General features: G+C 64.9%; 21 protein-coding genes and 1 pseudogene. 9 read left to right on the top strand and 13 right to left on the bottom strand.

The features are described 5' to 3' along the window. Nucleotides 1–15 precede the first annotated feature (15 nt). On the top strand, nt 16–837 hold the full coding sequence (gene hcaB / locus IEY60_RS33940) for a 3-(cis-5,6-dihydroxycyclohexa-1,3-dien-1-yl)propanoate dehydrogenase (protein WP_189034645.1): 822 nt from the start codon (nt 16–18) through the stop codon (nt 835–837). 8 nt (nt 838–845) lie between these two features. Further along, complete coding sequence (locus tag IEY60_RS33935) at nt 846–1,742, top strand: LysR family transcriptional regulator (RefSeq protein WP_189034644.1); 897 nt, start codon at nt 846–848, stop codon at nt 1,740–1,742. Here IEY60_RS33935 and IEY60_RS33930 read toward each other — a convergent pair whose 3' ends face one another. The 3 genes from IEY60_RS33930 to IEY60_RS33920 are packed head-to-tail and all read right to left on the bottom strand — an operon-like array spanning nt 1,743 to nt 4,319. Then, on the bottom strand, nt 1,743–2,372 hold the full coding sequence (locus IEY60_RS33930; protein WP_189034643.1) for a non-oxidative hydroxyarylic acid decarboxylases subunit B: 630 nt from the start codon (nt 2,370–2,372) through the stop codon (nt 1,743–1,745). Continuing rightward, nucleotides 2,369–2,839, bottom strand: coding sequence for a hypothetical protein (locus IEY60_RS33925; protein WP_229740367.1), 471 nt, complete (start codon nt 2,837–2,839; stop codon nt 2,369–2,371). The genes IEY60_RS33930 and IEY60_RS33925 overlap by 4 nt, the downstream gene beginning before the upstream one ends. A 40-nt stretch (nt 2,840–2,879) precedes the next feature. Beyond that, on the bottom strand, nt 2,880–4,319 hold the full coding sequence (locus IEY60_RS33920; protein ID WP_189034641.1) for a UbiD family decarboxylase: 1,440 nt from the start codon (nt 4,317–4,319) through the stop codon (nt 2,880–2,882). Between the two features lie 266 nt (nt 4,320–4,585). Between IEY60_RS33920 and IEY60_RS33915 the strand changes: the two genes are divergently transcribed. Continuing rightward, nucleotides 4,586–6,070, top strand: a complete 1,485-nt coding sequence (locus IEY60_RS33915) for an amidase (RefSeq protein WP_229740366.1) — start codon at nt 4,586–4,588, stop codon at nt 6,068–6,070. Between the two features lie 107 nt (nt 6,071–6,177). On the opposite strand, the gene IEY60_RS33910 is transcribed toward IEY60_RS33915, so the two are convergent. Beyond that, nucleotides 6,178–7,017, bottom strand: coding sequence for an alpha/beta fold hydrolase (locus IEY60_RS33910; protein ID WP_189034640.1), 840 nt, complete (start codon nt 7,015–7,017; stop codon nt 6,178–6,180). A 36-nt stretch (nt 7,018–7,053) separates the two neighbouring features. Next, complete coding sequence (locus IEY60_RS33905; RefSeq protein ID WP_189034639.1) at nt 7,054–7,431, bottom strand: MerR family transcriptional regulator; 378 nt, start codon at nt 7,429–7,431, stop codon at nt 7,054–7,056. Between the two features lie 130 nt (nt 7,432–7,561). Here IEY60_RS33905 and IEY60_RS33900 point away from each other — a divergent pair, with 130 nt between their 5' ends. Continuing rightward, a complete protein-coding gene (locus IEY60_RS33900) occupies nt 7,562–8,728 on the top strand; it encodes an MFS transporter (RefSeq protein ID WP_373291807.1) in 1,167 nt (388 codons plus the stop codon). A 20-nt stretch (nt 8,729–8,748) separates the two neighbouring features. Here IEY60_RS33900 and IEY60_RS33895 read toward each other — a convergent pair whose 3' ends face one another. The 4 genes from IEY60_RS33895 to IEY60_RS33880 form a co-directional block, all read right to left on the bottom strand. Next, complete coding sequence (locus IEY60_RS33895; RefSeq protein ID WP_373291806.1) at nt 8,749–12,279, bottom strand: indolepyruvate ferredoxin oxidoreductase family protein; 3,531 nt, start codon at nt 12,277–12,279, stop codon at nt 8,749–8,751. Nucleotides 12,280–12,288: 9 nt separating this feature from the next. Beyond that, nucleotides 12,289–13,935 carry an FAD-dependent monooxygenase gene (locus IEY60_RS33890; protein WP_189034636.1) on the bottom strand — a complete coding sequence of 549 codons (1,647 nt, stop codon included), beginning with the start codon at nt 13,933–13,935 and terminating at the stop codon, nt 12,289–12,291. Next, nucleotides 13,932–14,447, bottom strand: coding sequence for a VOC family protein (locus IEY60_RS33885; RefSeq protein WP_189034635.1), 516 nt, complete (start codon nt 14,445–14,447; stop codon nt 13,932–13,934). Before IEY60_RS33885 ends, IEY60_RS33890 begins: the two co-directional genes overlap by 4 nt. A gap of 90 nt (nt 14,448–14,537) precedes the next feature. Beyond that, entirely contained in the window at nt 14,538–15,104 is a 567-nt protein-coding gene (locus tag IEY60_RS33880) for a TetR/AcrR family transcriptional regulator (RefSeq protein WP_189034634.1), read from the bottom strand. A 101-nt stretch (nt 15,105–15,205) separates the two neighbouring features. Between IEY60_RS33880 and IEY60_RS33875 the strand changes: the two genes are divergently transcribed. The 5 genes from IEY60_RS33875 to IEY60_RS33855 all read left to right on the top strand — a co-directional run bounded on the left by IEY60_RS33875 (nt 15,206) and on the right by IEY60_RS33855 (nt 19,767). Further along, the gene (locus tag IEY60_RS33875; RefSeq protein ID WP_189034633.1) at nt 15,206–16,072 is read left to right on the top strand and encodes a fumarylacetoacetate hydrolase family protein; all 867 of its coding nucleotides are present in this window, start codon (nt 15,206–15,208) and stop codon (nt 16,070–16,072) included. After that, complete coding sequence (locus tag IEY60_RS33870) at nt 16,069–17,940, top strand: acyl-CoA synthetase (RefSeq protein ID WP_189034632.1); 1,872 nt, start codon at nt 16,069–16,071, stop codon at nt 17,938–17,940. Before IEY60_RS33875 ends, IEY60_RS33870 begins: the two co-directional genes overlap by 4 nt. Nucleotides 17,941–18,064: 124 nt before the next feature. Then, nucleotides 18,065–18,460, top strand: a complete 396-nt coding sequence (locus IEY60_RS33865; RefSeq protein ID WP_189034631.1) for an FAD-dependent oxidoreductase — start codon at nt 18,065–18,067, stop codon at nt 18,458–18,460. A gap of 230 nt (nt 18,461–18,690) precedes the next feature. Next, nucleotides 18,691–19,605 (top strand): WD40/YVTN/BNR-like repeat-containing protein, encoded by a 915-nt coding sequence (locus tag IEY60_RS33860; RefSeq protein ID WP_189034630.1) that lies wholly within the window; start codon nt 18,691–18,693, stop codon nt 19,603–19,605. 3 nt (nt 19,606–19,608) lie between these two features. Beyond that, nucleotides 19,609–19,767, top strand: coding sequence for a hypothetical protein (locus IEY60_RS33855; protein WP_229740364.1), 159 nt, complete (start codon nt 19,609–19,611; stop codon nt 19,765–19,767). 667 nt (nt 19,768–20,434) lie between these two features. Here IEY60_RS33855 and IEY60_RS33850 read toward each other — a convergent pair. The 4 genes and pseudogenes from IEY60_RS33850 to IEY60_RS33835 all read right to left on the bottom strand — a co-directional run. Beyond that, nucleotides 20,435–21,169 (bottom strand): transposase, encoded by a 735-nt coding sequence (locus IEY60_RS33850; RefSeq protein ID WP_189034683.1) that lies wholly within the window; start codon nt 21,167–21,169, stop codon nt 20,435–20,437. A gap of 73 nt (nt 21,170–21,242) precedes the next feature. Further along, on the bottom strand, nt 21,243–23,279 hold the full coding sequence (locus tag IEY60_RS33845) for a hypothetical protein (protein WP_189034629.1): 2,037 nt from the start codon (nt 23,277–23,279) through the stop codon (nt 21,243–21,245). Nucleotides 23,280–23,337: 58 nt separating this feature from the next. After that, nucleotides 23,338–23,757: a hypothetical protein gene (locus tag IEY60_RS33840; protein WP_189034628.1), complete on the bottom strand. Its 420-nt coding sequence runs from the start codon at nt 23,755–23,757 to the stop codon at nt 23,338–23,340. 66 nt (nt 23,758–23,823) lie between these two features. Then, nucleotides 23,824–23,973, bottom strand: a pseudogene (locus tag IEY60_RS33835) (IS5/IS1182 family transposase); the annotation flags it as partial.

Genomic DNA, 23,973 nt, shown 5'->3' with positions numbered 1-23,973 from the left:
TCGAGGAGGAGAGATATGAGTGAAGGTTGGCTGACCGGGAAAGTCGTGCTGATCACCGGTGGTGGCACCGGGATCGGGCGGGCCGTGGTGGAGCGGTTCGTGGAGGAAGGGGCCCGGGTCGGGGTGCTCGATCGCTCGGACGAGGCGGTGGCCGAGCTCCGAGCGCTGCCCGGCGGAAACGTCTGGGCCACCGGTGGTGACGTCCGCAGTCTCGACGACCACAAGCGAGCTGTCGCCGACACAGTCGAACGCTTCGGCAAACTGGATGTGCTGGTCACTGTCGCGGGCATTTTCGACTACTTCGTGTCGCTGGAAAGCTTGGCCGAGGACCGCATCGACGCGGCGTTCAGCGAGATGTTCGACATCAACGTGAAGGGTTCGCTGTTGGCGGTCAAGGCCGCCTTGCCCGAGCTGTCCAAAACACAAGGCAACGTGGTGCTGACCATCTCCAACGCCGGCTTTCTTCCCGGCGGTGGTGGTCCGCTCTACACCGGCTCCAAATTCGCGGTTCGTGGACTGCTCTCCCAGCTCTCCTTCGAGCTGGCCCCGAACATCAGGGTCAACGCGGTCGCCCCCGGCGGAACCGTCACGCAGTTACGTGGCCTCGAGGCCATGGATTCCGGCGACATCCGCCTGGCCGATATGGCCGACCTGCCCGAACTCATTCGCCAGACCAACCCGTTGCAGGTCGCGTCGCAACCCACCGATCACGCCTGGGCGTATGTGTACTTGGCGTCCAAGGAACGCACGACATCGGTCACCGGTTGCGTCATCCATTCCGACGGCGGGCTGCATAGCCGCGGTTTGGTCCCGCTCGGCGGCGAACTGACGTCCTGAACTCACCCATGGATCTGCGTCATCTGCACTACTTCATCGCCGTTGCTGAGGCAGGCACCTTCACCGGTGCCGCTCAGCACGTCCATGTCGCCCAGTCCGGCATCAGCGTGCACATCAAGGCACTGGAACGCGAACTGGGACAACAACTTTTCGACCGAGGGCCGCGAGCGGTCAGACTGACCGCCGCCGGTGCCGCACTACTGCCGCATGCCCGCGCGGTGATGGACGCTCTCGCCGCTGCGCGGGAATCGATCGATGCGCTCACCGGATTGATCCGCGGGCATGTGGCGGTCGGCAGTGTCAGTCCGTTCTCACCCCACAGTATCGATCTGCCGGAGGTCCTCGCCTCGTTCCAACGCATACATCGCGGCGTCGACATATCGCTGGTCGAGGACACCGCGGCGGCACTCAAACGACGCGTTTCCGAGGGCGCCCTCGACGTCGCGTTCACCAGCCTCAACGACTCGACACCCGCCGGTGTGCGCACGCGTGAATTACACAATGAACGAGTCGTCGCGGTGGTCACCCCCGCCGACCCCTTCGCGCACCGCGCCGATCTCCCCCTGAATTTCCTCGGCGAACGCCCCTTGATCGCACTGCCCGAAGGGTCCGGACTGCGCTGCCAGCTGGACCAGACGCTGGCCCGTGCCGGCGTTCGGGCACGCATTGCGTTCGAGGCTGGAAGTCCCGACATGCTCGTCCGAATGGTGGAGAAGGGGCTCGGCGTCGCCGTGGTCCCGCACTCGGCGCTGTCCCACAATGATCGGGTCGTCGGGGTGGCGGTGCCGGAGCTGCCGCTGGGGCGTCTCGGCATCATCTGGCGTGACGGCGCGGCCAGTCGCGCGACGCGGGCTTTTGTCGCGCACACTACCGCGCTCGCCGCGCAGCGACCGGCCGCGTCATAGCTACTCGGAGGCCCGTAAGCCGACTGTCGCCGCGACCCGCTCGTGCCGCGCCACATCCAGACCACGCCACCGCTTCGCCTGTGGCGCATCGAGGTCGAACTGATCGAGGATCCGCGTCGCGACGTGGTCGACGATGTCGTCGATGGTCTCGGGCCGGTTGTAGAAGGCGGGCATCGGCGGCACGAGGCGTGCGCCCATCCGGCTCAACCCGAGCATGTTCTCGAGGTGGATCTCGTTGAGCGGCATCTCTCGTGGCACCACGACCAAGCGGCGGTGCTCTTTGAGTACGACATCGGCGGCACGGCACACGAGATTGTCCGCGTGTCCGTGCCGGATGGCCGCGAGAGTTCGCATGCTGCATGGCACGACGATCATCCCCTCCGTTCGGAACGATCCCGAGGAGATCGCCGCACCCTGCTCCCCCAGCTTGTAGCTGACGTCGCCCAGCTCCGCGACCTCGCGCACGCTGTAGGGCGTCTCCATCTCGATATTGGTCCGCGCCCAGGCGCTCATCACCAGATGCGTTTCGATCTCGGGTATTTCGCGCAGCATCTGCAGCACCCGCACCGCGAAGGGTGCGCCGCTGGCGCCGGTGATGCCGACGATGATGCGCCTTGCCGACCCGGTCATCGCCGTCCCTCCCTGGTGGCTCTGGCGTCGAGCAGGCGAGTGAACATGTCCGCACTACGAGACCAGTTCTCCTGGACGGCGAGCTCCGCCGAGGTACGGAACATCAATGCCTGCAAGGGAATCCCGAGGTCGTCACGGGTGTGCTCGACCATCGCGAACTCGCAGCCGAGGATGTAGTCGTCGATGGGCGAGCCGACCAGGCGGAGTTTCACGTGGTGGCACACCGAGCCGTCGACCGCGATCAATGCGGCGGTACCCGAGCGCCGCAGGTTCGTCCGCGTTCTGCGGCCGGCCACCGCCGCCAACAGTGTTTCGCCGTCAGCGGCGGGCTCGAGCTCCGAACGCGACAGCAGGGCACTGTGCGGGAATCCGTTCTCGTCGACCGAGAGGAACGGAAAGGCCTGCTCTTGCACGCCGGTAGGAGGAAATCCGCGCAGGAGCGCGCTGATCTCGATGGGGATGGTCATGAAGGTCACGCCTTTCCGTTCGACTCGGTATCTGCCTGCCCTACAGCGTCAGCGATGCCTTCCACTTCTCGCGGATCTCGGCGCGGTACGGCTCGTCGAAACGGTTCGAGCGGGGGTAGTCGTCCTTCCATGCGAACGGTTTGCAAGCATCGATGAGGACGATCCCCATCGACATATCCCCGGCGGCGCGCTTGGCCGGTGACAATCGCGGGTCGATCGCGGTGGTCGGGGCCCGCAGGATGTGCATCGACTCGGACGGATCGACCCGCGTGAATATCGCCCAGAGCACGTGATTGATGTCAGTGATATCGATGTCCTCGTCGACCACGACGAAGTAGCGCTCCATGCCACCGGTCCGCTTTCGCCCGGCCGCCGCCAGCAGCGCGTGCATCGCATCGCCCGCGCCGGTCTGCTCGACAGAGATCACCATCATCAACTGGCGCGCGTACGCCCATACGCCACGGATGTTCTGTACTCCCGACGCTTCCAGATGATCCCAGGTGACCGACGCGGAATACAGCGGCACCGACTGGTCGCCGGCGGGTACCGTCGGAATCATCGGTGGCGCACCGAGAATGATCGGCGCATCTCGGTGCATGATCCGGTTGACTCGCACCACCGTCTCCTGGCCGGCATGCGTGAAATAGCCCGTCCACTCCCCGAAGGGACCTTCCAGCACCGACTCCTCCTCGACCGGAGGCATCTCGCCCTGGATGACGATCTCGGCGTGCGCGGGAATCGGCAGATCGGTTCCGGGTGCATACAGCACCTCGACCGCCTCGCCACGCAACCCACCGGCCACGTCGTACTCCGAAACCCCCTCGGGCGCGGCGATTGCGGCGACCGTGGACAGAATCGGGTCCGATCCGACGACAACAGCGATCGGGCACGCCTCACCGCGGTCCCAGTACTTCTTCGCGATCGCGCGCGCATGCCGGTTGCCCAGCATCCACAGCGACAGCCGGTCCTTGCCCTGCACGCACGCTCGATAGGTGCCGATGTTCACCCATCCCGAGTCCGGATCGCGAGTGATGACCATGCAGGCGGTGCCGATGTAGCGGCCGCCGTCACCGTCGTGCCAGCGCGGCGTGGGGAAGGCAGTCAGATCGACTGCGGCTCCCTCCATGACGTTTTCGAGTACCGCTCCCGACGTCACCACGACCGGCGGAATCGGCTCGATTCGCTTGCTGAGATCCTTCCACGCGCGGATGATCTCCATCTTCGACGTGTCCGCGGGCAAACCGAGCGCGACGGCGCACCGCTGCGCGGTGCCCATGAAGTTCGTGAAGACCCGATAACCCGTCGGATATCCGGGAATGTTGTCGAACAACAAAGCGGGCCCTTCTTTCTCGGCGACCAGTTCTGTGATGCCACCGATTTCGAGGTCCCAATGCGCGCCGTCGACCACACGCACCTCATCGTCGCCCAGGTGATCGGTGAGATTGTCGATGTAATGCCGTAGATCACGAAACACAGTCATAGCGAAGTTACAAGGTCTCGATATCCCTCGACATCGAGGCCCTATCCCCTTTCTCGATTAGTTTTGCGTTCCTCCTCAACTTTGCTGCCCGAAGAAGCCCGAGTCCAATAGAAGTTTCTGCTTTCCACCATCTGGTTTTCGGATGATTGCGCAGCGATCCGCCGCGAGATCTGGGCAGTTTCCGGAGAACGTTCCGCCTGACGGAACTCCGTGCTGGTGACCGAACCAACGTTCGGCGAAAATGGACGGCGCTATCCGGGCGGCGTGTGATCGCCCTGATTCAGGCTTTCCTGGAGGTTCTCATTTCCGATCCAGCATTTCGCTCCGCAGCCGAGCTCGCCGCCGCCATCGCCGCAAAGGAAGTGTCGAGCGTCGAGCTGCTCGACCACTACCTCGACCGGCTGCGGCGATTCGGTCCGCAGGTGAACGCCATCGTCGCCCGGGACGAGGAGGGCGCGCGAGCCGCGGCATCCGACGCTGACCGCGCGGTCTCCCGAGGCGAGCCGCTCGGCCCCCTGCACGGTGTTCCGGTGACAGTCAAGGACAGCCTCGAGGTCGCGGGAATGCGGACCACCGGAGGTTCGACGCGCTGGGGGCATCACGTCTCGACCAGCGATGCAGAATCGGTCGCACGGCTCAAGAACGCGGGAGCTGTCGTGTTCGGCAAGTCCAACCTGCCGGCCGACGCCAGGGACTGGCAGACCTACAACGAGGTGTACGGAACCACGAACAATCCGTGGGATCCGTCGCGCGGTCCTGGCGGTTCGTCCGGCGGCTCCGCCGCGGCCCTTGCCGCGGGGTTGACCGGTCTCGAACTGGGCGGTGACACGGCGGGTTCGATTCGAGTGCCCGCCCATTTCTGCGGCGTGTACGGCTTGCGCCCGTCCTACGGAATCGTGCCGAGGCACGGGAGCGTATCCGGACATGCTCCCGGATCGCTGGCGGAGTTCGACATGGCAGTGCTGGGCCCGCTCGGCAGACACGCCGACGATCTCGATCTAGGTCTCGATGTCCTCGCGGGAGCAGACCGGGAAAACGCCCCGGGATGGCGACTTGATCTGCCGGCCGCCAGGTCGAATACCCTGCGGGAGTTCCGGGTCGCGGCGTGGCTCGATGACCTTTTCTGCCCCCTCGACGGTGAATTGGTCGACATCATGCAGTCGGTTCTGGAGGCGGTGCGCGGAGAAGGCGCCGTCGTGGTCGAGGGCAAGGGACCGGTCGGGCTCGAAGAGACGATGGCTCTGTATTACCCGTTGCTGGTGGCGCAGAGCGGGTTGATCGAGCCGGACGAGTCGTATGCCGGGCTCGTGGAGCTCACCGCGGCCGAAGGCGCCGCAGGTGGATTCGCCTCCGACCTGACGATCCGCTTCCGCGACTGGCACGCACTCGATGAACGTCGGCAACACTCCCGCCGCCGCTGGGCCGAGTTCTTCGGCGACGTCGACGTGCTCATCTGTCCGGTGAGCCCCACCGCAGCCTTCCCGCACGACCATCGACCCGATCCCAGCTGGTCGGTCCGAACGCTGCAGGTCGACGGCACCGACCGGCCATATCACGAGATGCTCAGGTGGGTGGCGCCGTCCTCGCTCAACCATCTCCCCGCGGCAGTGGCGCCGGTCGGGGCGACTCGGGACGGGCTGCCGGTCGGCATCCAGGTCATCGCGCCGTATCTGCACGACCGCACCGCGGTGCAGTTCGTGCGGCTCCTCGCGGAAGTGATCGGCGGGTTCCGCCGTCCGCCGGGATTCTGAGCCGCCGTCACCCGGCCGCTCACCGCAGCGCGGCGGTGAGCGGCGGTGTCTTTCTCTACGAGTATCTTCGGCGTTGCCGTGCAGCATCCGGATGACCGGAACCGCCGTCAGGTGGCGGCAGGCTCGAACCCGGTACTGGCGCCGGCGGATTCCTCGTCATCGAGCGCGTCGAGCCACTCGGCGACGAGGGCCGCGGTGGCACGCGGCGCCTCGACCTGAGGATTGTGCCCGGCGTCGTCGAGGATCGCGGCGGTCATCCGCGGGTAGTGGTCCAGCAAGGCGAGCTGATCGCGCCAGCCGACGAGTGCGTCGCGACGGGTGGTGACGACCAGGTGGCGGCCACGGTGCGGCGCAACGGCGGACTCCGGGGACTCGGGGAGCAGGAATGCCGCCTCCAGTTCGGCCGCCGCGGCCCGGTCGTGCACATGCCAGCCCGGAAGGATGTACTCACGGAACTGCTTCCAGCGGGTTTCGTCCAGGTGCGCCATCACCAGTGCGAACAGCTCGCGCTCGTCGGAGGGGAGCCCGGCCAGGAAGTCGTCGTCGCGGCTCAGCGTCGTCACACCGGGAAGCGTTCGGTCGTCTCCCCATCGGACGACCGGCACGAGCAGTGCCATTCCCAGGACCTGCTCGCCGAACGCCGCGGTCACGGCCCGAGCGATCTGACCGCCGAAGGACTGTCCGACGACGGCGAACCGCTGATCGCCCACGAGTCGGCGAATATTGTCGATCACGGCTTCCACCACGGTGTTCGCACTGGTCGCGCCCGCCACCCGTGGGCTGTTGCCGTGTCCGGGGAGATCCAGGTAGATCCTGCGGAACCCCGGCCGCTCGGCGAACGCGGCTTCGAGCGGAAGCAGCACGCGGTGATCGACGGTGTATCCGTGGATCAGAACCACCGGGGTGCCCTGCCCCGAGTCGGTGTGCCAGATTTCGGAAATGGTCATGCCGCAGAACGTAGAACCTTCACACTTACGGCAAGGTCAATCGTGCTGTGACGAGGACAACGCCTTCACCGCGTCGAAGTAGCTGTCGATCGCGTCGCGGTTGCGGATGAGGCACTCGATGCGTCGGGTCATCTGGTCGCGTTCCCGTTGCAAGGTAACGAGCATCTCGGGGGTGGCATCGGCGAAGTGGATGGCGCGCGGCTTGTCCAGGCAGGGCAGAATTTGCTTGATTATGCGGGTGGGTAGGCCGGCATCGAGCAGACCGCGGATCTGGATCACGCGGTCGACGAGGTAGTCGTCGTAGTCGCGATACCCGTTGTCCCGACGGTTCGGCACGATCAGGCCCTGCTCCTCGTAGTACCGCAGAGACCGCGTTGGAGTGTCCGTCAGTTTCGACAGCTCACCGATACGCATATGACCACCCTCACTCCCCGATCTGGCCCACCAGACCTTGACCTTCTCATTGATGTCAATCTTTGACGATAGGCCGATGACACAAGCGACACAATCAGTCGAGCCTCGTCAACACCACCGAAAACTGCCGATGCCAGGCCTGATCGCCCTGGCCTGCGGCGGATTCCTCACCATCATGACCGAGGCGCTCCCCGCCGGGATTCTCCCCGCGATGAGCGCCGATCTCGGCGTCGGCGAATCCATCGCCGGACAGACCGTCACGATCTATGCGATCGGATCGACCCTCACGGCCGTGCCGCTGACCGCGATGACCGCGGGATGGCCGAGACGACGGCTGTTGACACTCGCCATCGCCGGGTTCGCTGCTGCCAACGCTGTCACCGCGGTCTCCACCGACTACCACGCCACGATGGTCGCGCGGCTGATCGCGGGCATAGCTGCCGGGCTACTGTGGGCGCTGCTCGCCGGGTATGCACGACGGATGGTGCCTGCCCACCAGAGAGGTAGGGCGATGGCGATCGCGATGGCGGGCACACCGGTGGCGCTGTCGATCGGCGTCCCCGCAGGCACCTTCGTCGCCGGGATCATCGGATGGCGCTGGACATTCGGAGCGATGACACTGCTGAGTCTGGCGTTGATCGCCGGGGTGATCGCGGCGGTGCCACCGATTCCAGGTGCTGCCCACTCGGAGCGCACGCCACTGCGGCGCGTGCTGCGGGTCCGCGGAGTCGCACCCGTACTGGCAGTGACACTGACGTTCGTGTTGGCGCACAACATCCTGTACACCTACATCGCGCCCTTCCTCGCTCCACTGGGCATGGGCGCGCGAGTCGATGCGGTGCTGCTCGCTTTCGGGATCGCCTCGCTCGTCAGCATTCTCGTCACCGGGGTCCTCATCGATCGTCACCTGCGCGGCCTGATGATCGCCGCGAACGTCTGCTTCGGCGCGGCCGCCCTCGTGCTCGGGTTGTTGGCATCGGTCCCGCCGTTGGTGTTCGTGGCAGCGGTGGTCTGGGGCCTCGGCTTCGGCGGCGCCGCAACACTCCTGCAGACCGCGTCCGCCGAGGCCGTCGGCGCCGCCGGCGACGTGGCCCAGTCGCTGATCGTGACGTCGTGGAACGTCGCGATCGCCGCCGGAGCCATGATGGGCGGAGTCCTGCTCTCCGCTGGAACCGCTGCGCTGCCGTGGTGGAGCCTGGCGCTGGCGCTCACCGCTCTGTCGATCACAGTGACCGCTGCGCGTGACGGATTTCCTTCTCGCGCACGACGAGCCGAGCGGTCACACGCAGCACTGTGATCAGTTCAGTAGGCGAATCGTCACGGTGTAGCCGCCTCATCCGAAAGATTCCGGAATCGGGTGAGGAGCTCGGCAACTGCAGCACGGTACCTGTCGATGTTCGCGACTTTGATCGTCTCGTAGCCGCGGACCATATCCGGCAGTTCCGCGATCTCGAGCGCCAGCGGGAGGGTATCGGTTCGCAAAGCCTCGAGGAGATCGCAGATCACGGCCCGATACTCAGTGATCAGCGCGCGTTCGGTTCTGCGCACGGAAGCGATACCGAAGGGGTCCAGCTTCGTACCACGCAGGCGGCGCATGCCGATCAGTCCCTTGTACACCGGACGGAACCACGGCCCGAGTTCGAGCTTGTCCTTCATACCCATAGCGCGCAACACCGGAGGATGCAGCCGATAGGAAACACGCGCACCGGGGCCGAATTCCGCTTCGATAGCCGTGTGGACCTCGGCGTCCAGTGACAGGCGGGCGACCTCGTATTCGTCTTTGTAGGCCATGAGCTTGTACAGATTGCGCGCGACGGACTCGGTCAGCGCCGACGAGCCGGGAATCCGTGCTCCCTCGACGCGCGCCACTCGCTCGACGAACGTGCTGTATTGCCTTGCGTAGGAGACGTTCTGGTACTCGATCAGATCAGGAATCCGGATGCTGAGGATGCGGTGGAGTTCCGAGGTGGGTTCGGCCGCTACGGCGGCGATGAGACCCTCGGCTGCCAGCGACCGTGGTCGAGGCGCCTCGCTCGGCCCGCTGGCCTTTGCCACCGCTGCGGCGAAGGCCGACGGGTCGGCAACAGCGAGTCGGCCGAATCGGAAAGCCGCCGTATTCGCTTCGGCCTGAATACCGTTGAGGACGATGGCTTCTTCGATGTCCGCCGGTGCCAGTGGCAACCCACCGGACTGGACAGCTGCGCCGGCGAGGAGAAGATTGGCAAATTGATCAGCACCGAGCAATGCGACGGACGCGCTTCGCGCATCGAGGAAGAAGGCGTCGGTCGTGGTCGCCCGGATCGTGTCCTGAATCGGTCCGGGGGCGGGAAACGAGACCGTCGGGTCGGTGACCATCTGCCCGGTCGGGACTTCGCTGGTGGAGATCACCGCGGCCGTTCGCTCGGGATCGGCGGCGGCGAGGTAGCGCGGATCGGCCGCGACGAGCAGGTCGCACCCGAGATAAAGGTCGCACTCGCCAGCGATCGCCTTGCTGCCCTGTTCGATCGGCTCGTGGGAGACGGTGATGTCGGAGACGACGGCCCCGCCCTTCTGCGCGAGTCCGGTCTGATCGAGTGCCCGCACCCGCAGTCCACCCAGGGTGGCCGCGGTGCTGAGCAGCTGCGCCAAGGTCACGATGCCGGATCCGCCGACGCCGGCGATCCGGGTGGTGTGGACGCCGTGGATGTTTCGGGGCGGGGTGGGAAGGTCGGCCGGGCCGGTGAGCGCGACTTGTGTGCGGCGGCCCGGCGCGGGCACGACGCTGAGGAAGGACGGGCAGTCACCGGCCAGGCAGGAGCGATCAATGTTGCAGGAGGACTGGTCGATCCGGGTCTTGCGGCCGAATTCGGTGTCGAACGGTTGCACGGACAGGCAGTTCGACTTCTGTCCGCAGTCGCCGCAGCCCTCGCAGACCCGTTCGTTGATCACGATGCGCTCCAAGGGTTTCGGCGCGAGACCACGCTTGCGCTTGCGCCGCAGTTCGGTGGCGCATTCCTGATCGTGGATGAGCAGCGTGACACCGGATGTTCCGGCCAGCGTTTCCTGGGCCTCGATGAGGCGGTCGCGATGCCAGACCTGAACTCTCTTGGGCAGTGCTATCTTTCGGTATTTTCGCGGTTCGTCGGTCGTCACGATGATCTGCGCGACGCCTTCGGCGCGCATCGCCGCGCAGATCGCCGGGACCGACATGACACCGACCGCTTGCTGGCCGCCGGTCATCGCCACCGCGGAGTTGTAGAGCAGTTTATAGGTGATATTGGCACCTGCGGCGATGGCCGCGCGGATGGCGAGGCTGCCGGAGTGGTGGAAGGTGCCGTCGCCGAGGTTCTGGATCAGGTGAGTGCGTGCGAGAAACGGTTCCATGCCGATCCATTGCGCGCCTTCACCGCCCATCTGGGTGAGGCCGGTGACGGAGCCGACCTGCGCCGGGCTCATCAGTGTCACCATGCCGTGGCATCCGATGCCCGCGCCGACAGTCGATCCCTCGGGCGTTTTCGTGGAGATGTTGTGTGGGCAGCCGGAGCAGAAGTACGGCGTCCTGGTGACCAACGGCAATGCGCGCGGGCCGATCCCGGTGCGACGGCGTGCCCCCCATGGCGCCACCGAGGGGAAGCCGCCGATCTGGGTCAGGCGGGCGGCGAGTTTCGCCGCGATGATGTCGGGGTCGAGTTCGCCGTCGACAGGAACGAACACGGCGCCGTCGGGCTGTCGTTTGCCGGTGATCACGGGAGCACCGGGGCGTCCGTAGAGCACATCCTTGACCGCGGTTTCGATGAAGGGTCGCTTCTCTTCGATCACGATGATCTCACCCAGGTCCTCGGCGAATCGCTGGACCACGGTCGGCTCGAGCGGATGGATCATTCCCAGGCGCAGCAGGCGTATTCCGCAGCGCGCCAGCTCGGCATCGTCGAGACCGAGCGAACGCAAGGCCTGGCGGACATCGAGGTAGGTCTTGCCCGACGCGACGATCCCCAACCGGTCACCGACGCCGCTGTGGGTGATCCGGTTGAGGTCGTTCGCCACGGCGTATCGCCGCGCGATCTCGAGTCGAGCGCCCTCACGGCTGCGTTCGAGCGTACCGAGGGTCGGCTGCAGCACGTGCGCGGTCACTTCGTGCCGGTAGACGGCGCCGTCGACGGTCAGGTCGGGAACGAGGGGCTGGACTCGGTCGGGGTCCAGATCCACCGTCCCCGATCCGTCCGCGACATTGGTCGCGATCTTCATCGCCACCCAGAGTCCGCAGGCCCGTGACATCGCGACACCGTGCAGCCCGAAGTCCAAGGCCTCCTGTGGATCCGCCGGGTACAGAATCGGCAGGCCGAGATCGGCGAGCAGCCCCTCGGACGCGCCGGGCACTGTCGACGACTTCGCCGCCGGGTCGTCACCGACGAGGGCTAGCACGCCTCCTTCGTGGTGTGTGCCCATCATGTTCGCGTGCCGGATGGCGTCGGATGCCCGATCCAGGCCCGGCGACTTGCCGTACCAGAGTGCGATGACGCCGTCGACGCGCTTGTCGTGTTGAGTGGCCGCCAGCTGAGTGCCCTGGACCGCGGTCGCCGCCAGTTCCTCGTTCACGCCCGGGCGGAACACGATGTCGTGTTCGTCGAGCAGTGCTGCGTTGCGGGCGAGTTCGGTGTCATAGCCGGCCAACGGCGAGCCTTCGTATCCGGAGATGAAGGCGGCTGTTCGCCGACCTGCGCGCAGATCGGCACGGCGTAGTTCCAGCGGTAGACGCGCGAGCGCTTGGATGCCGGTGAGATGCACGGCACCGGACAGTTTGGTGTACCGGTCCGACAGCGCGACCGGTGCCTTCTGATTGGTCATGTCGATGGCTTTCTGCGAAGTCACGGCGGCGGGTCAGGAACGGGATTCGGCAGCGCCGCACGCGGTCCGGAGCGCGGCGGCGAGGCCGGCGGCCGGTGCGTCGGAGGCGTGGTCGGTCAGCCAGGCGATGTGACCGTCCGGTCGCACCAGGACGGCGCCGCACGTGCCGATGCCGAGACGCTCGGCGTCGAAGTCGAGGTCGCGCCCGATGACGAAGACCCGGATCGGCACTCCTCCGGAGACCTCGGACAGCGCTGTCTCCCAGCAAGATCCGGCCGCGATCATGGTGAACCACGGCCCGAGCAGGTCGAGAGTGGAGACCGTGGTGTCGTCGTGGGTGGTCCACACGTGCGGCAGCCGGGCGCCGACGACGGCGGTGACGATCGGGTCGTCGACGACAGGTTCTGTGCTGTACACGTAGGCCAGTTCCTGGCCGAGATCGTCGAAATGTGCTCGATGTTGCGGGATCGCGGCGGCCAGCCGGTCACGCTCACGCTGCGCGATGCCCTGATCTGCGCTGTCCAATCGCCGGGCGATCTCGACGGTCAGTGGCCCGATCCCGGCATCGACCATCTTCACCGCATTGGCGACACTGTGCTCGGTATTGCTGACCGCGACGGCACGCCGCTCCTCCTCATAGCTGTCGAGCAGCGAATCCGGCGCCCAGCCACCCAGCACCGCGGCGAGTTTCCAGCCGAGATTGTCGGCGTCGGCCAGGCCGGTGTTCATGCCGAGTCCGCCGGTCGGTGGGAACTGATGGGCGCTGTCACCAGCCAGCAGAACCCTGCCCCGGCGATAGCTCGCCGCGGTGCGAGCCGCCAGCGTCCACGGCCGGACCGATCGGATGTCGACGTCGAGGTCCGCACTGCCCACGGCGGTACGAATCAGGTCGATGCAGCGCTGCGGAGTGTAGTCCGACAGCGACTCCGTGCGGGGATCGAACGGCCGGTTCAGCGTCCAGCGGTGTTTGCCGTCCATTCCGATGAAGACGCCGGGCGAGTCGGCGTTGATCATCCAGATCAGCACGGCCGGATCATGTTCGGTCCACGGTGAGAGGTCCGCGTGAAAGTAGATGGTCAATTGCCGACCCAGCTCGGACAGACCCTCCATCCCGATGCCGAGGTCCTCGCGCAGAGTACCGGCGGCCCCATCGGCCGCGACGACATACTGTGCGTGCAGGGTTTCCGGCGAACCGCCCGATTCGACGACCACCTCGACGTGGTCTCCGGCGTCGGTGACATCGACGACCGGCGTCTCGAACCGGATGTCGGCCAAGCCTTGGGCCCGGAGTGCGTCGAGTAGTCGCTGCTGGACCCTGTCCTGCGCGCAGGAGGTGATCATCTCGGGAGAGGCGCTGGCACGCCGCAGGATTCGCGCCGGGTCGTCCTCGGCCAGATTGATCCGGCCGAGCGCGGGAGCGGCCAATGTCTGCTTCCAGACGATGTTGAGCATCCACTCCGGCGCCACCGCATCGCCGGTCACCGCGTCGGCGATACCCCACGCTCGCAACAATTCCATGGATCGCGTGTTGACCACATGCGCGCGTGGATGCGGGTTGACCGCGCCGTATCGTTCGCAGACGACACTCGGAATGCTGTGGCGCCCCAGCACATATGCCGTGGCGAGGCCTACCGGGCCCGCGCCGACGATGAGCACCGGCGTCTGTTCGGGCGCGCTCACGGCCGGCGCACCAGATCGGCGAGCGGCTCGCCCGCGGCGAAACGGGCGACCAGTTCATCGGCGTCGAAGGCGACACCGATGGGATTGGCGGCAAAAGCACCCGATTCGAAGAACTCGTCCAGTTCCGCATCGGTGCTGAAGTTGTCGATCTGCAGTTCGATGTGGTTCCCGTCGGGGTCCTCGTAGTACATCGAGGTGGTCGGACCGTGGTTGATCGTCCAGAACGGTTGTACCCCGACGTCCTTCAGTCGCTGATAGGTGGCGAGCAGATCATCGAGCGAGTCGTAGGTGAAGGCGACGTGATGCAGACCCGAATGCGCATCGGTCGGCCGCTCGGTCGCACCGGTCGCCAGGAAGGCAACGCGATGATGCTCCTCGTCGTAGGTCACGAACGCCAACATGTCGTTGCCGAAGACCAGGCGACCTTCGAGGACCTGCACGTACCAGTCCACCATCTCCGGTAGCCGACCGGTGCGCAGGACGACATGAGCGAGCTTCGCGGGTGATGCCATGAGCGGACTCTCCTTTGAGCCGAGAACATCTCTTGAATGGGATACAAGAGAAGCTAGGCCCGCTCATGAATGAAAGTCAAGAGATCGCGATCAACTCACCTCGACGACCGCGACCAGGGCCGCGATCAGCAGATCCACCAATTTGCCGGGCCGGCGGTCCAGTCGCCGCACACTGACCAGCAAACCCTCGAAGAGCACGTGAGCGAGATCGGCGATCGAGGCGAGATCGGCATCGCTACCGACCCGCTCCGAGATCGCAGCGAACAGCCGCCCCTCCAGCCAGTCCAGCATCTCCTCATAGATCGAGCGCAGCGCTTCGGTTTCCTCCATGCGCTCATAGGCGACGCGATGCAGTCCACGGTAGGGCTCCATCCGCACCAGCAGGGCGATGAGCTCCGCGCGCGGATCGCCCGCCAACGCCGAGTCAGCCTCCACCTCCGCGCGCGCCTCACCGAAGATGGACGCGATCACCGCCGCGAAAAGGTCGTCTTTGGTCGGGAAATACCAATGCACCGCCGCGGGCGCGATGCCAACAGCTCGGCCGACCGCGGCCACACTCGTCCCCCGATAGCCGCCGGCCACAAACAGCTCGCGAGCCTGCGCAACCACGTCAGCCTGACGTTCGGACTTGGGGATCTCCTGGCGATTCTTGGGCATGACGCCACTCTAAACCCGCTCTTGACTGCAAGCTAAGACATGCTCTTAACTGTAAATCAAGAGAACGGCCGGTGCAGTACCGGCGAACAAGGAGGTTCGACATGCGTCTCTACGCCACCAGCAGCGGGCTCGCTCGCGAAGACCGGACGGGCATGCTCGCAATACTCGACTTGCCATACCCCGATGTCGGCGCCCTGTTGCGCGGTCCGGGGATCGAAGCCGCGCGCACAGCACCGGTGCTTCGCGAACAGCCGATCGACGCGACGATCTTGCGATCGCCGGTCGCGCGCCCCGGCAAGGTGCTGATCGTGGGATTGAACTACGGCAGCCATGCCACCGAGGCACTCGAGATGCTGGCCGCGCTCGGAAAGTCCGACGTCACGCTGCCGAAGGAACCGAACCTGCAAGTCGCCGCCGGTTCCGCGGTCACCGGCCCTACCGACCCGATCGTGCTGCCCCGCGTCGCCGGGGACCATGTCGACTACGAAGCCGAGGTAGCTGTCGTTATCGGCACAGTCGCGCGCGAGGTGACCATCGACCGGGCATGGAGCCATGTAGCCGGTTTGACCGCCGTGAACGATGTTTCCGCACGCGATATCCAACGCCGTGCGATGACCGGCGATCCGACCGCCTCGATTGGCGTGGCCAAGAGCTTCGACACCTTCAAACCGCTCGGCCCCTGCCTGGTCACCGCCGACGAATTCTCCGAGACACCCGATCTGGCCGTCCGGACCCGGGTGAACGGAACGGTCCGCCAAGACGACAGAACCACCGGCTTCATCCACGCCATTCCGGAACTGATCGCATACCTGTCCCGCTATCAGACCCTCGAACCCGGAGACGTGATCTGCACCGGCACACCCCGCGGCGCCGGCGTGTTCACCGACAGCTATCTGCGCGCGGGCGACCTGGTCGAAGTCGATATCGAAGGCATCGGCGTGCTCGCCAACCGGGTGGTCCGCGCGTGAACCCGCAGCCTGACGTGGCGGCCGCCATCGCGGAACTCGCTCGCATCGAGTCGGTCCCGCTCGCCGACCGAGGCCTGCCGAGCAGCACCTACGACCTGATCTCACGTACCGCGCGCCACAACCCCAACGACCCCGCCCTACGTCTGCTGGCCGGTGGGCAGCACTGGGACCGGTCCGAAACATGGTCCTACGATGAACTCTTGCGTCGGATCAACCGGGCAGCGAACCTGTTCGCCGCGTTGGGCGTCGAGCCCGGCGGCGTGGTCGGCCTGATGTTGCCCAACACCGGGTCGACCTATTCCGCGTTCTTCGGCGCGCAGGTGCTCGGCATCGCCAACCCGGTCAACCCGATGCTGGCCACCGAGCACATCATCGACATCTTCAGGCTCACCGATGCTCGCGTACTCCTCGCTCCCGCACCAGATATCGATGCGGACCTGTGGCGCAAAGCTTGCACGGTAGCCGCGGCACTACCTGGGCTCGCGGTGGTCTCCGTCGGCGGCGGGGTCGACGAACCACCGGCCGCCTGGGTCGGGGACTTCGACGACCTGACCCGTACTCAACCTGACGAGCTCGCCTTCGACCGACGGCCCACGGCGTCGGATCCGGCCGCATATTTCCACACCGGCGGCACCACCGGCACCCCCAAAGTCGCCGTCCATACGCACGCGAACCAGGTCTACCTGGCGTGGACCCTTGCGCAGCACCCGGTATTCACCGGTGACGCCGTCATACTCACCGGGTTGCCGCTGTTCCATGTCAACGCGGTCCACGTAGCCGCACTCACACCGTTCTTCACAGGTCGGTCCGTGGTGTCACTGGGTCCACTCGGATACCGGGACAAGGCGGCCATGGCCGACTTCTGGCGGATCGTGGCGCACTACCGGGTAACGACCTTTTCCGCGGTTCCCACTGTCTACGCGACATTGCCGGGGGTGCCGCACGGCGTGGACATCTCCAGCCTGCGGGCCGGAATCGTCGGCGCCGCACCACTTCCCAGTGGCGTCAGGGCAACCTTCGAATCCATGACCGGTGTACCGATGCTCGAGGGATACGGGCTCACCGAGGCTACCTGTGTCAGCGTTCTCGCGCCGATGTCCGGCAGCAAGCCCGGAGCGATCGGTATCCGATTGCCCTACCAGCACATCAAGTCGGTACGTGTCGACGAACACGGCAGACCGGCCGGCGACTGCGAGCTGGCGGAAGTCGGCGTGCTCGCGATCCGGGGCCCGAGTGTCACTCCTGGATATCTGCGCGCGGGACCCGCCGGTGCGGTGCCGGACCCCACCGGAATCGTAATCGACGATTGGCTGATCACCGGAGACCTCGGCCGAGTCGACGCCGATGGCTTCGTCACCCTGAGCGGACGGGCGCGTGACGTGATCATCCGCGGGGGGCACAACATCGATGCGCGCCTGGTCGAGGAGTCGCTGCTCACGCATCCCGACATCGAAGCCGCCGCGGTGGTCGCACGCCCGGACAGCCATTCCGGCGAGGTCCCGGCGGCCTACGTTGTTCTCCGTGCCGGTGCGGTAGCTCAGTCGACGGAACTCATTGCCTGGGCCGCCACACACGCTCCCGAGCCGGCTGCGGCCCCGAAATTCCTCCACACCATCGCCGAGATACCGGTCACCGCGGTCGGCAAGGTCCACAAGATCCCGCTGGTCCTCGATGCGGTGAATCGCGTCGTGGCCCAAGAAATGCTCGCCGCCCAAACCTGCGGTGACATCGACGTCTCGACGGAAAACGGACGGATACATGCCCGAGTCCACTTGGCAGACAGCCCATCCGACGACCGCATCCGCGCACTGACCGAACGGCTCCGCGCGTACTCCTTCTCGTCTGTCGTCGATCGAGCATCGAAATAAAGGAACGCATCTTCCACGAACGAGCTCACGCGGCAGGCGATATCTCCGACGACCGCGTCCGCGCCCTAACCGAAAGTCTTTCGCGAATAATCGATCTCGATTGCAGGAAACGGGAGGTAGACGGATGGTACGCGGCAACACCTCGCCCGTCGCAGTGATCGGCTCCGGCGTGCTGGGGGCGGCGGTGGCTGACGAGCTGGTGCGCCGTGGCCATACCGTCGTGATTCTCACCGCAAAACGGTCGCGGCCACCGGTGACGGATTCGGCGTTCGGCTGGCTGAGCTCGCACGGATCGGCAGCGGAGCAGCCATTGGAAGCACGCGATCACGACGCGCGCACCCGGGCGCTCGGAGCTCTACGCGCCGTGACCACGAGACCGCCGTTGCACGGCCTAATCACCTGGAGCGGTGCGGTGAGCTGGGCGTCGACCGAGGCGGCGATACCGATGAGCGCGGAGATGAAGCTCTTGGCGACCGACATGGACAGCCACTGCACGTCCGGACCGCCGGCCAAGAAGTAGCTCTCGTGCCTGATGACCCCAGGAGGCGCGCTGAGCCCCCCCCCCCCCGGAGACCTGACGAAAAAGAGAAGGAGTGCGTCGCCCTCCAGCTCGACCAATCTAGAAGGCCAAGCCGAAAAAGGACCTGGCTGCACCAACACTTCGAACCTCCGTGCCTCGGGCGCGGCGGGCAAAGTCATACAACCGCATGTTCCGCACCAGCCCCGCAGGACGCCCATACGATCAGGACCATGGCAAAGAGCGAAACCGCCCTCTACTTCACCAACATTGTCGCGATCGGACCGGAGCAGGCGCTGCTCGGCGGGCATCTCTATCTGGAGGGTGCGGAGCCCAGCGCGACCCGGGTGATGATGATCGAACAGGATGACTGGTTCCATGTCTACGACATTCCCGAGGTGGTCTACAGCGCTCTGCAGAGAGCACCGCTGCGCGGGCAGCAGAAAGGCAACTACTGTTACCTCGGACGGGCCGGGCTACTCCGCGAACACCCCTCCGGGCAGTCCAGCACCGACACCACGCTGGACATCGACAATGTCTACCTGATGGACCTCTGCGAGGTGGATGGCGAACTGTATGCCTGCGGCACACAGAACCAGGTATTGAGGCAAAGCAAGGGCGTCTGGCAGCGCATCGACCAGGGGCTCTATGTTCCGTTGGAGGACGAGGTCACGGCCTGCCTAAACGGCATTGACGGGTTCTCGCGCGACGACGTCTATGCCGTCGGCGATGGCGGCGCCATCTGGCACTGGGACGGCAAAGGCTGGCAGGCATCGGTGACACCCACCAACCTGCCGCTTCACTGCGTGCACTGCGCCGCCGATGGTGTGGTGTATATCGGTGGGTCCGGCGGGATCCTACTACGAGGCAGCGCGCAGGCGGGATGGACAGATATCGGCGATCGCGACCTGTGCGCCGAAGTGTTGGGAAACATGGTTGAGTTCGCCGGCAAGCTCTACGTGACCGCAACCGACCAGCTGCTCGAGTACGACGGCATGCAGCTGCGCGAGACCAAGGTGCCGCTGAGGGGCAAAAAGTCCTACTACGTCATCGATGCCAAGCCCGACGTGCTGTGGGTGGCAGGCGACGAATGCGTGCTCAGTTTCGACGGCGGCACGTGGCGGCGCCATGTTTGCCCAGAAAACTGATCGATGACGAGCCTCAGTATCGTCATCGACCAGCATAATGAGGAGGCCACCTTTCTGGCCGGCCTGCGCGACCTTGCCGTGCACGCCCCTCACTACGCGACCTGGCGCACCTGCTCGATCTCGACAAGCGCATCGAAGCTCATCTGGATGCTTTGCAGATAGGCGGGCTAAGAGCCTGGACCTAGTGCTCCAGCAGCTCGACCCCACGCCCAGGGCCAGCAGGCGCAGGGCCGCCGGTGTGGTGTCGGTGCGGCCATCGGTCACCCCTCAATGCAAACGACGGTCTGCTCCGGTGCGACATGTAACGCAGGACGCGTGACGGTTCCCGATACCGGTGACGTCGTGCATGATCTGTCGATTTACCTGAGGGGAATTGTTCGTTTCTACGATCACCGGCGAGGTCCTGGTCATCGGCGGCGGGCTGCGCGCGACTGGCCTCCGCCGGCTTCGACGGCACCGTACGACTGTGGGACGCATCCACCGGACAACCGATCGGAGAACCGCTCACCGGCCACATCCACTGCTTGGCGACGCTGGCCGTGGCCTCGCCGGTTGCGGGCTGGCGAGTTCCGGCTCTCCGACGAACTCATCGCCGCGGGCACACTCCCCCCAGACCGGCAGTGCCCGGCTCTGCTTGGTTCACGCCGAAGGCGAGATTCTCGGCCCGAGGTTCGCCACCATCGCCGTCGAAATACTCAACGGCCAACAACAGTGCCAAACCATCAACTGCGCGGCATCGGCACTAGCCCCGAACCATCTGTGATCCGACATCTAAGGGTTGTCCCGTAAGTCCGGGATAGCCGCGTCGGACCCGGCCCATACACCCATGTCAGTGGGTGTGGCCGAGGTTGGCCAGGGTGGCTACCCCGGCCATCGCGACAACGACCCCGTCACCGCGTAGACGGCAGTCCCGCAGGATCTTCCAGGTCTTCATCCGGGCGAAGGCGTGCTCGACGCGGGCACGGACCTTGCGGTGGGACTTGTTGTGGGCCTGTTTCCATTCCGGCAGTTCGACACCGGGTGCCCGGCGGTGCGGGATGATCAGGCCGGTTCCCTGGTAGCCGCCGTCGGCGATCACTACCGTGTTGCGGCATGCCTCGGCGGCACCGGACTCGGTCCAGGCACGGCAGTCGTTTCGGTTGCCCGGCAACGGTCGTCCGAGCGCGACGACGAGTTCGGTGTCGGCGTCGATGACGACCTGATGGTTGGTCGAGTACCGGTAGTTCTTGCTCGGCGCGGCTACCTCGTGGTCCCGGGTCGGGACCAAAGTGCCGTCCACGATCAGCACCGCACCACGGGGGAACCGGACCCGGGGTCGTAGCGCCAACACATGTCCCAGGTCCTCGATCACCCGGCCCGCGGACGACTTCGACACCCCGAACACCGCCGCGAGCTGCCGCATCGTCAGATTCGTCCGCCAATACGTGGCCACCAGCAGCACCCGGTCCTCGAAACACAATCCCCACGGCCGGCCCCGCAACGGCTGGTCGGCGCCTTCGCGCCGCAGCCGGGTGATCAGGCGAGCGAACGTGCGTGGCCGCAGCCCGGAGAACAACTCCACCATCACCGGATCAGCCGCCGAGATCACCACCGCAGACACGATACCCACTGCTGCTCAACAATTTACGGGACAGCCCTTAGCCCGAATTCGCTCGACCTACACGAAGCAGGGAAATGCCGTCAAGGGCTTCGACAGCCGACTGGTCCTCACTCGTCGTAATGGTCAGCCTTTCAGTGGCCTTGAATTCCCCTTTACCCTTGTGTCGGCGCGTAAAGCGCCCCCACTTGGTCCAGGTACTCGGTTCCGCCAACATAACCGCTTGAGTGCATCCGGCCCAACCTACGTTATCGACGGTGGCGCTCAGTGCGACGGCGATATCGGAAGGCACGCCAGTTGTCGGTGCTTCGGCGGCTGGTAGTCCCATTTCAAGATTCGTATAGTACCGGTTAATTTGCCCGCTGGCGTAGCCGACTACACGAAGAACTTGGTCACCGCCCTCCTGGGTAAGTAGGGGTTGCACGCGGTCATAGAAGTAGCTGCCAAGAACATCCGACTCACAGGCCGCAATTACGCGATCGTCAGCCATCGCTGCTCGTAGTCGTGCATAGTGATGGAAAGCTGCCGGATCCGGCAAGAGATCGGCGACCACAAGAAGGTCACCTACGCCCAGAACCCACGTCGGACGCTTGGCCGAACCGGCGATAGCTGCACCATACGTCGCGATTGGATCCATGCGCTCGAACGTCACGACAATTGATGTGACACCAGAAACTGTCGATGGCAAAATCTCACGCATTTTGCCACCTTTCTTCAAAGAGAACTCTCGGCCACCCTCGTCGAGAATGTAGGTGGTTGCTCGATCTGTTTGATCTAGGGCCTTCCCGAGCATGTCATCCACTCGCGACAGGACCCTGTCACGCCTGCCTCTTCGTCCAGCCTCAGTCAAACTGTGCGCTTTGGCTTCCACGACTAATGGCCATTCCCCGGAGACCAGAGCATCTATCTCACCGTCGCCGTAAGCAGTAGAAGTGTAGTACTGACCTGCATGGACATGCGCCTTGCCGAATATTCGCGCTAACGCGGCTTCTACCAGGCGTTCGTGCGCCAGCTGCCTATGTCTATGGTATTTGACCGGGTCATAGGTTGCCGTCTTAGGATCGGTCGCCAAACGGTCATGAAGCGCAGCTGGCAACGCCCATGGGTCGGGGACGAGATACTGTCCCTCGCCGAGAGTGATACACGGCCGACTGCGTACAATATTGTCATCGCCAGGCAAACGGAAATCCGGCTGGCATTCATAAGTTGCAGAGAAGAAGTCCAACATGGCACGAATCTCGCCGACATCGGAACCGGTCGACTCTGCAACCGCCTCAGCAGTCCAAATGCTTGCCGCATTCAAACCATCAATAACGGCCGATATATCCGCTTCGCCGCCCGCATCAACGCTTGCTCGAAGAGAGGCCATCGCAGAGTAAAAACGTTTTCGTACTGCTTGTGAATGCTGTCTAGTTATTCGCATGACGTCGGCCGGGTTGAATCCCAGAGCGTCGATATAATACTGACGATGCCGACTGAAAACCTCGGTATCGACCTTCTCCATGTGGACCGCGTACCCAGGCATTCGATCGGACAGGTGCTCCATTTGCAGCTGCATACGAGCGAACCCAAGTTCGGCTCCATCGTCGTCGGCTTCATCGATCGAATCAATAAAGATCCGAGCCTCTTCCGCCTCGAAGATAGCGCCAACTAGTGATACGACCTGCTCAACGACAGCGCGGAGAGAATCTTCGGTCCCCGAACTATCCACGGACAGTGCAATTCCCATAAGGTATTCGATCTTGGCAGCCCAGTTCCATGTATGTGGGCCGTCATCAAGTGCACCAGAGTCAACATCAGGGATGAGGGACATGCTTGCAGGCACCGCAACGGCATTGATCAGCTGCGTTAGATCCTTACCCGCCACAAGATCCCGAAGCTCGGCTACCAGCGCGGTTGGATCGCTGGCCTGTTCCCTGAGCGCTGCCATGATCTCTTGCAGCAGCGCTTCTCGTTCAGGCCCGGGCGGCAGAGATGACCGAATTGTTCCGTGTCTGCCAGTGGCTTGCTCGGGAAGCCATACCTGGTCCGTGCCGAAAGCTTCTTCCTCTGGGAACCCACCCAGTCGAGGCGTCATGCGCCGACTGTAGCGCCGGAGTCCGGCAAGGAGCTAACGGATTTGGCACCCGACGGGGCTATCGTGCGACGCCGTCTTCGGCGTACCTGATATGCCCAAAGGTAAACCCGGCGACGAACAGCTGTCCGAGCGCCTTCCAGTCGTCAACCGTCGCCAGCTCATCCGCGTGGAGGTCGAGGCACTCCTCAACCGTCCAGTCTCGTAGTACCACGTAGGGAGTTGACCATTGGCCTGTATCCCAGGCGGCACGAGGGCCTTGTCGCCGTTCGGACTTCTGAACACCGAGCCAAAAGAGGTTGCCCGCGTGGGGGCCGCTGATGCTGGGGAACTCGCCAGCGCGTGACCACCGCCGCCAGGCTGCCTCGAATGCCAGCTCGAACTCCAACTTCGCGCTGGTCACCGCTTCGATGCCATGAGCCAGCACGCCGAGTGCTGTCCCCTCGGCCACATGCCTGACCTGCTGATCCTTGGTTGCCATGGCGGAAGCCTAAGGGTTGTCCCGTAAGTCTGAGTTGTTGACGGCGAGAGGTCCACCGGCCAGGAATCAATAAGCGTGGGCGAGGTTGGCCAGAGTCGCTACCCCAGCCATCGCGACACCCACCCCGTCACCACGTAAGCGGCAGTCGCGTAGGACCTTCCAGGTCTTCATCCGGGCGAAGGCATGCTCGACACGGGCACGGACTTTACGGTGAGA

It is taken from the genome of Nocardia rhizosphaerihabitans (genome assembly GCF_014646295.1).
Taxonomy (GTDB): domain Bacteria; phylum Actinomycetota; class Actinomycetes; order Mycobacteriales; family Mycobacteriaceae; genus Nocardia; species Nocardia rhizosphaerihabitans.
The sequence above is the reverse complement of the archived record's forward strand: the minus strand, read 5'-3'. Positions and strand labels throughout refer to the sequence as shown.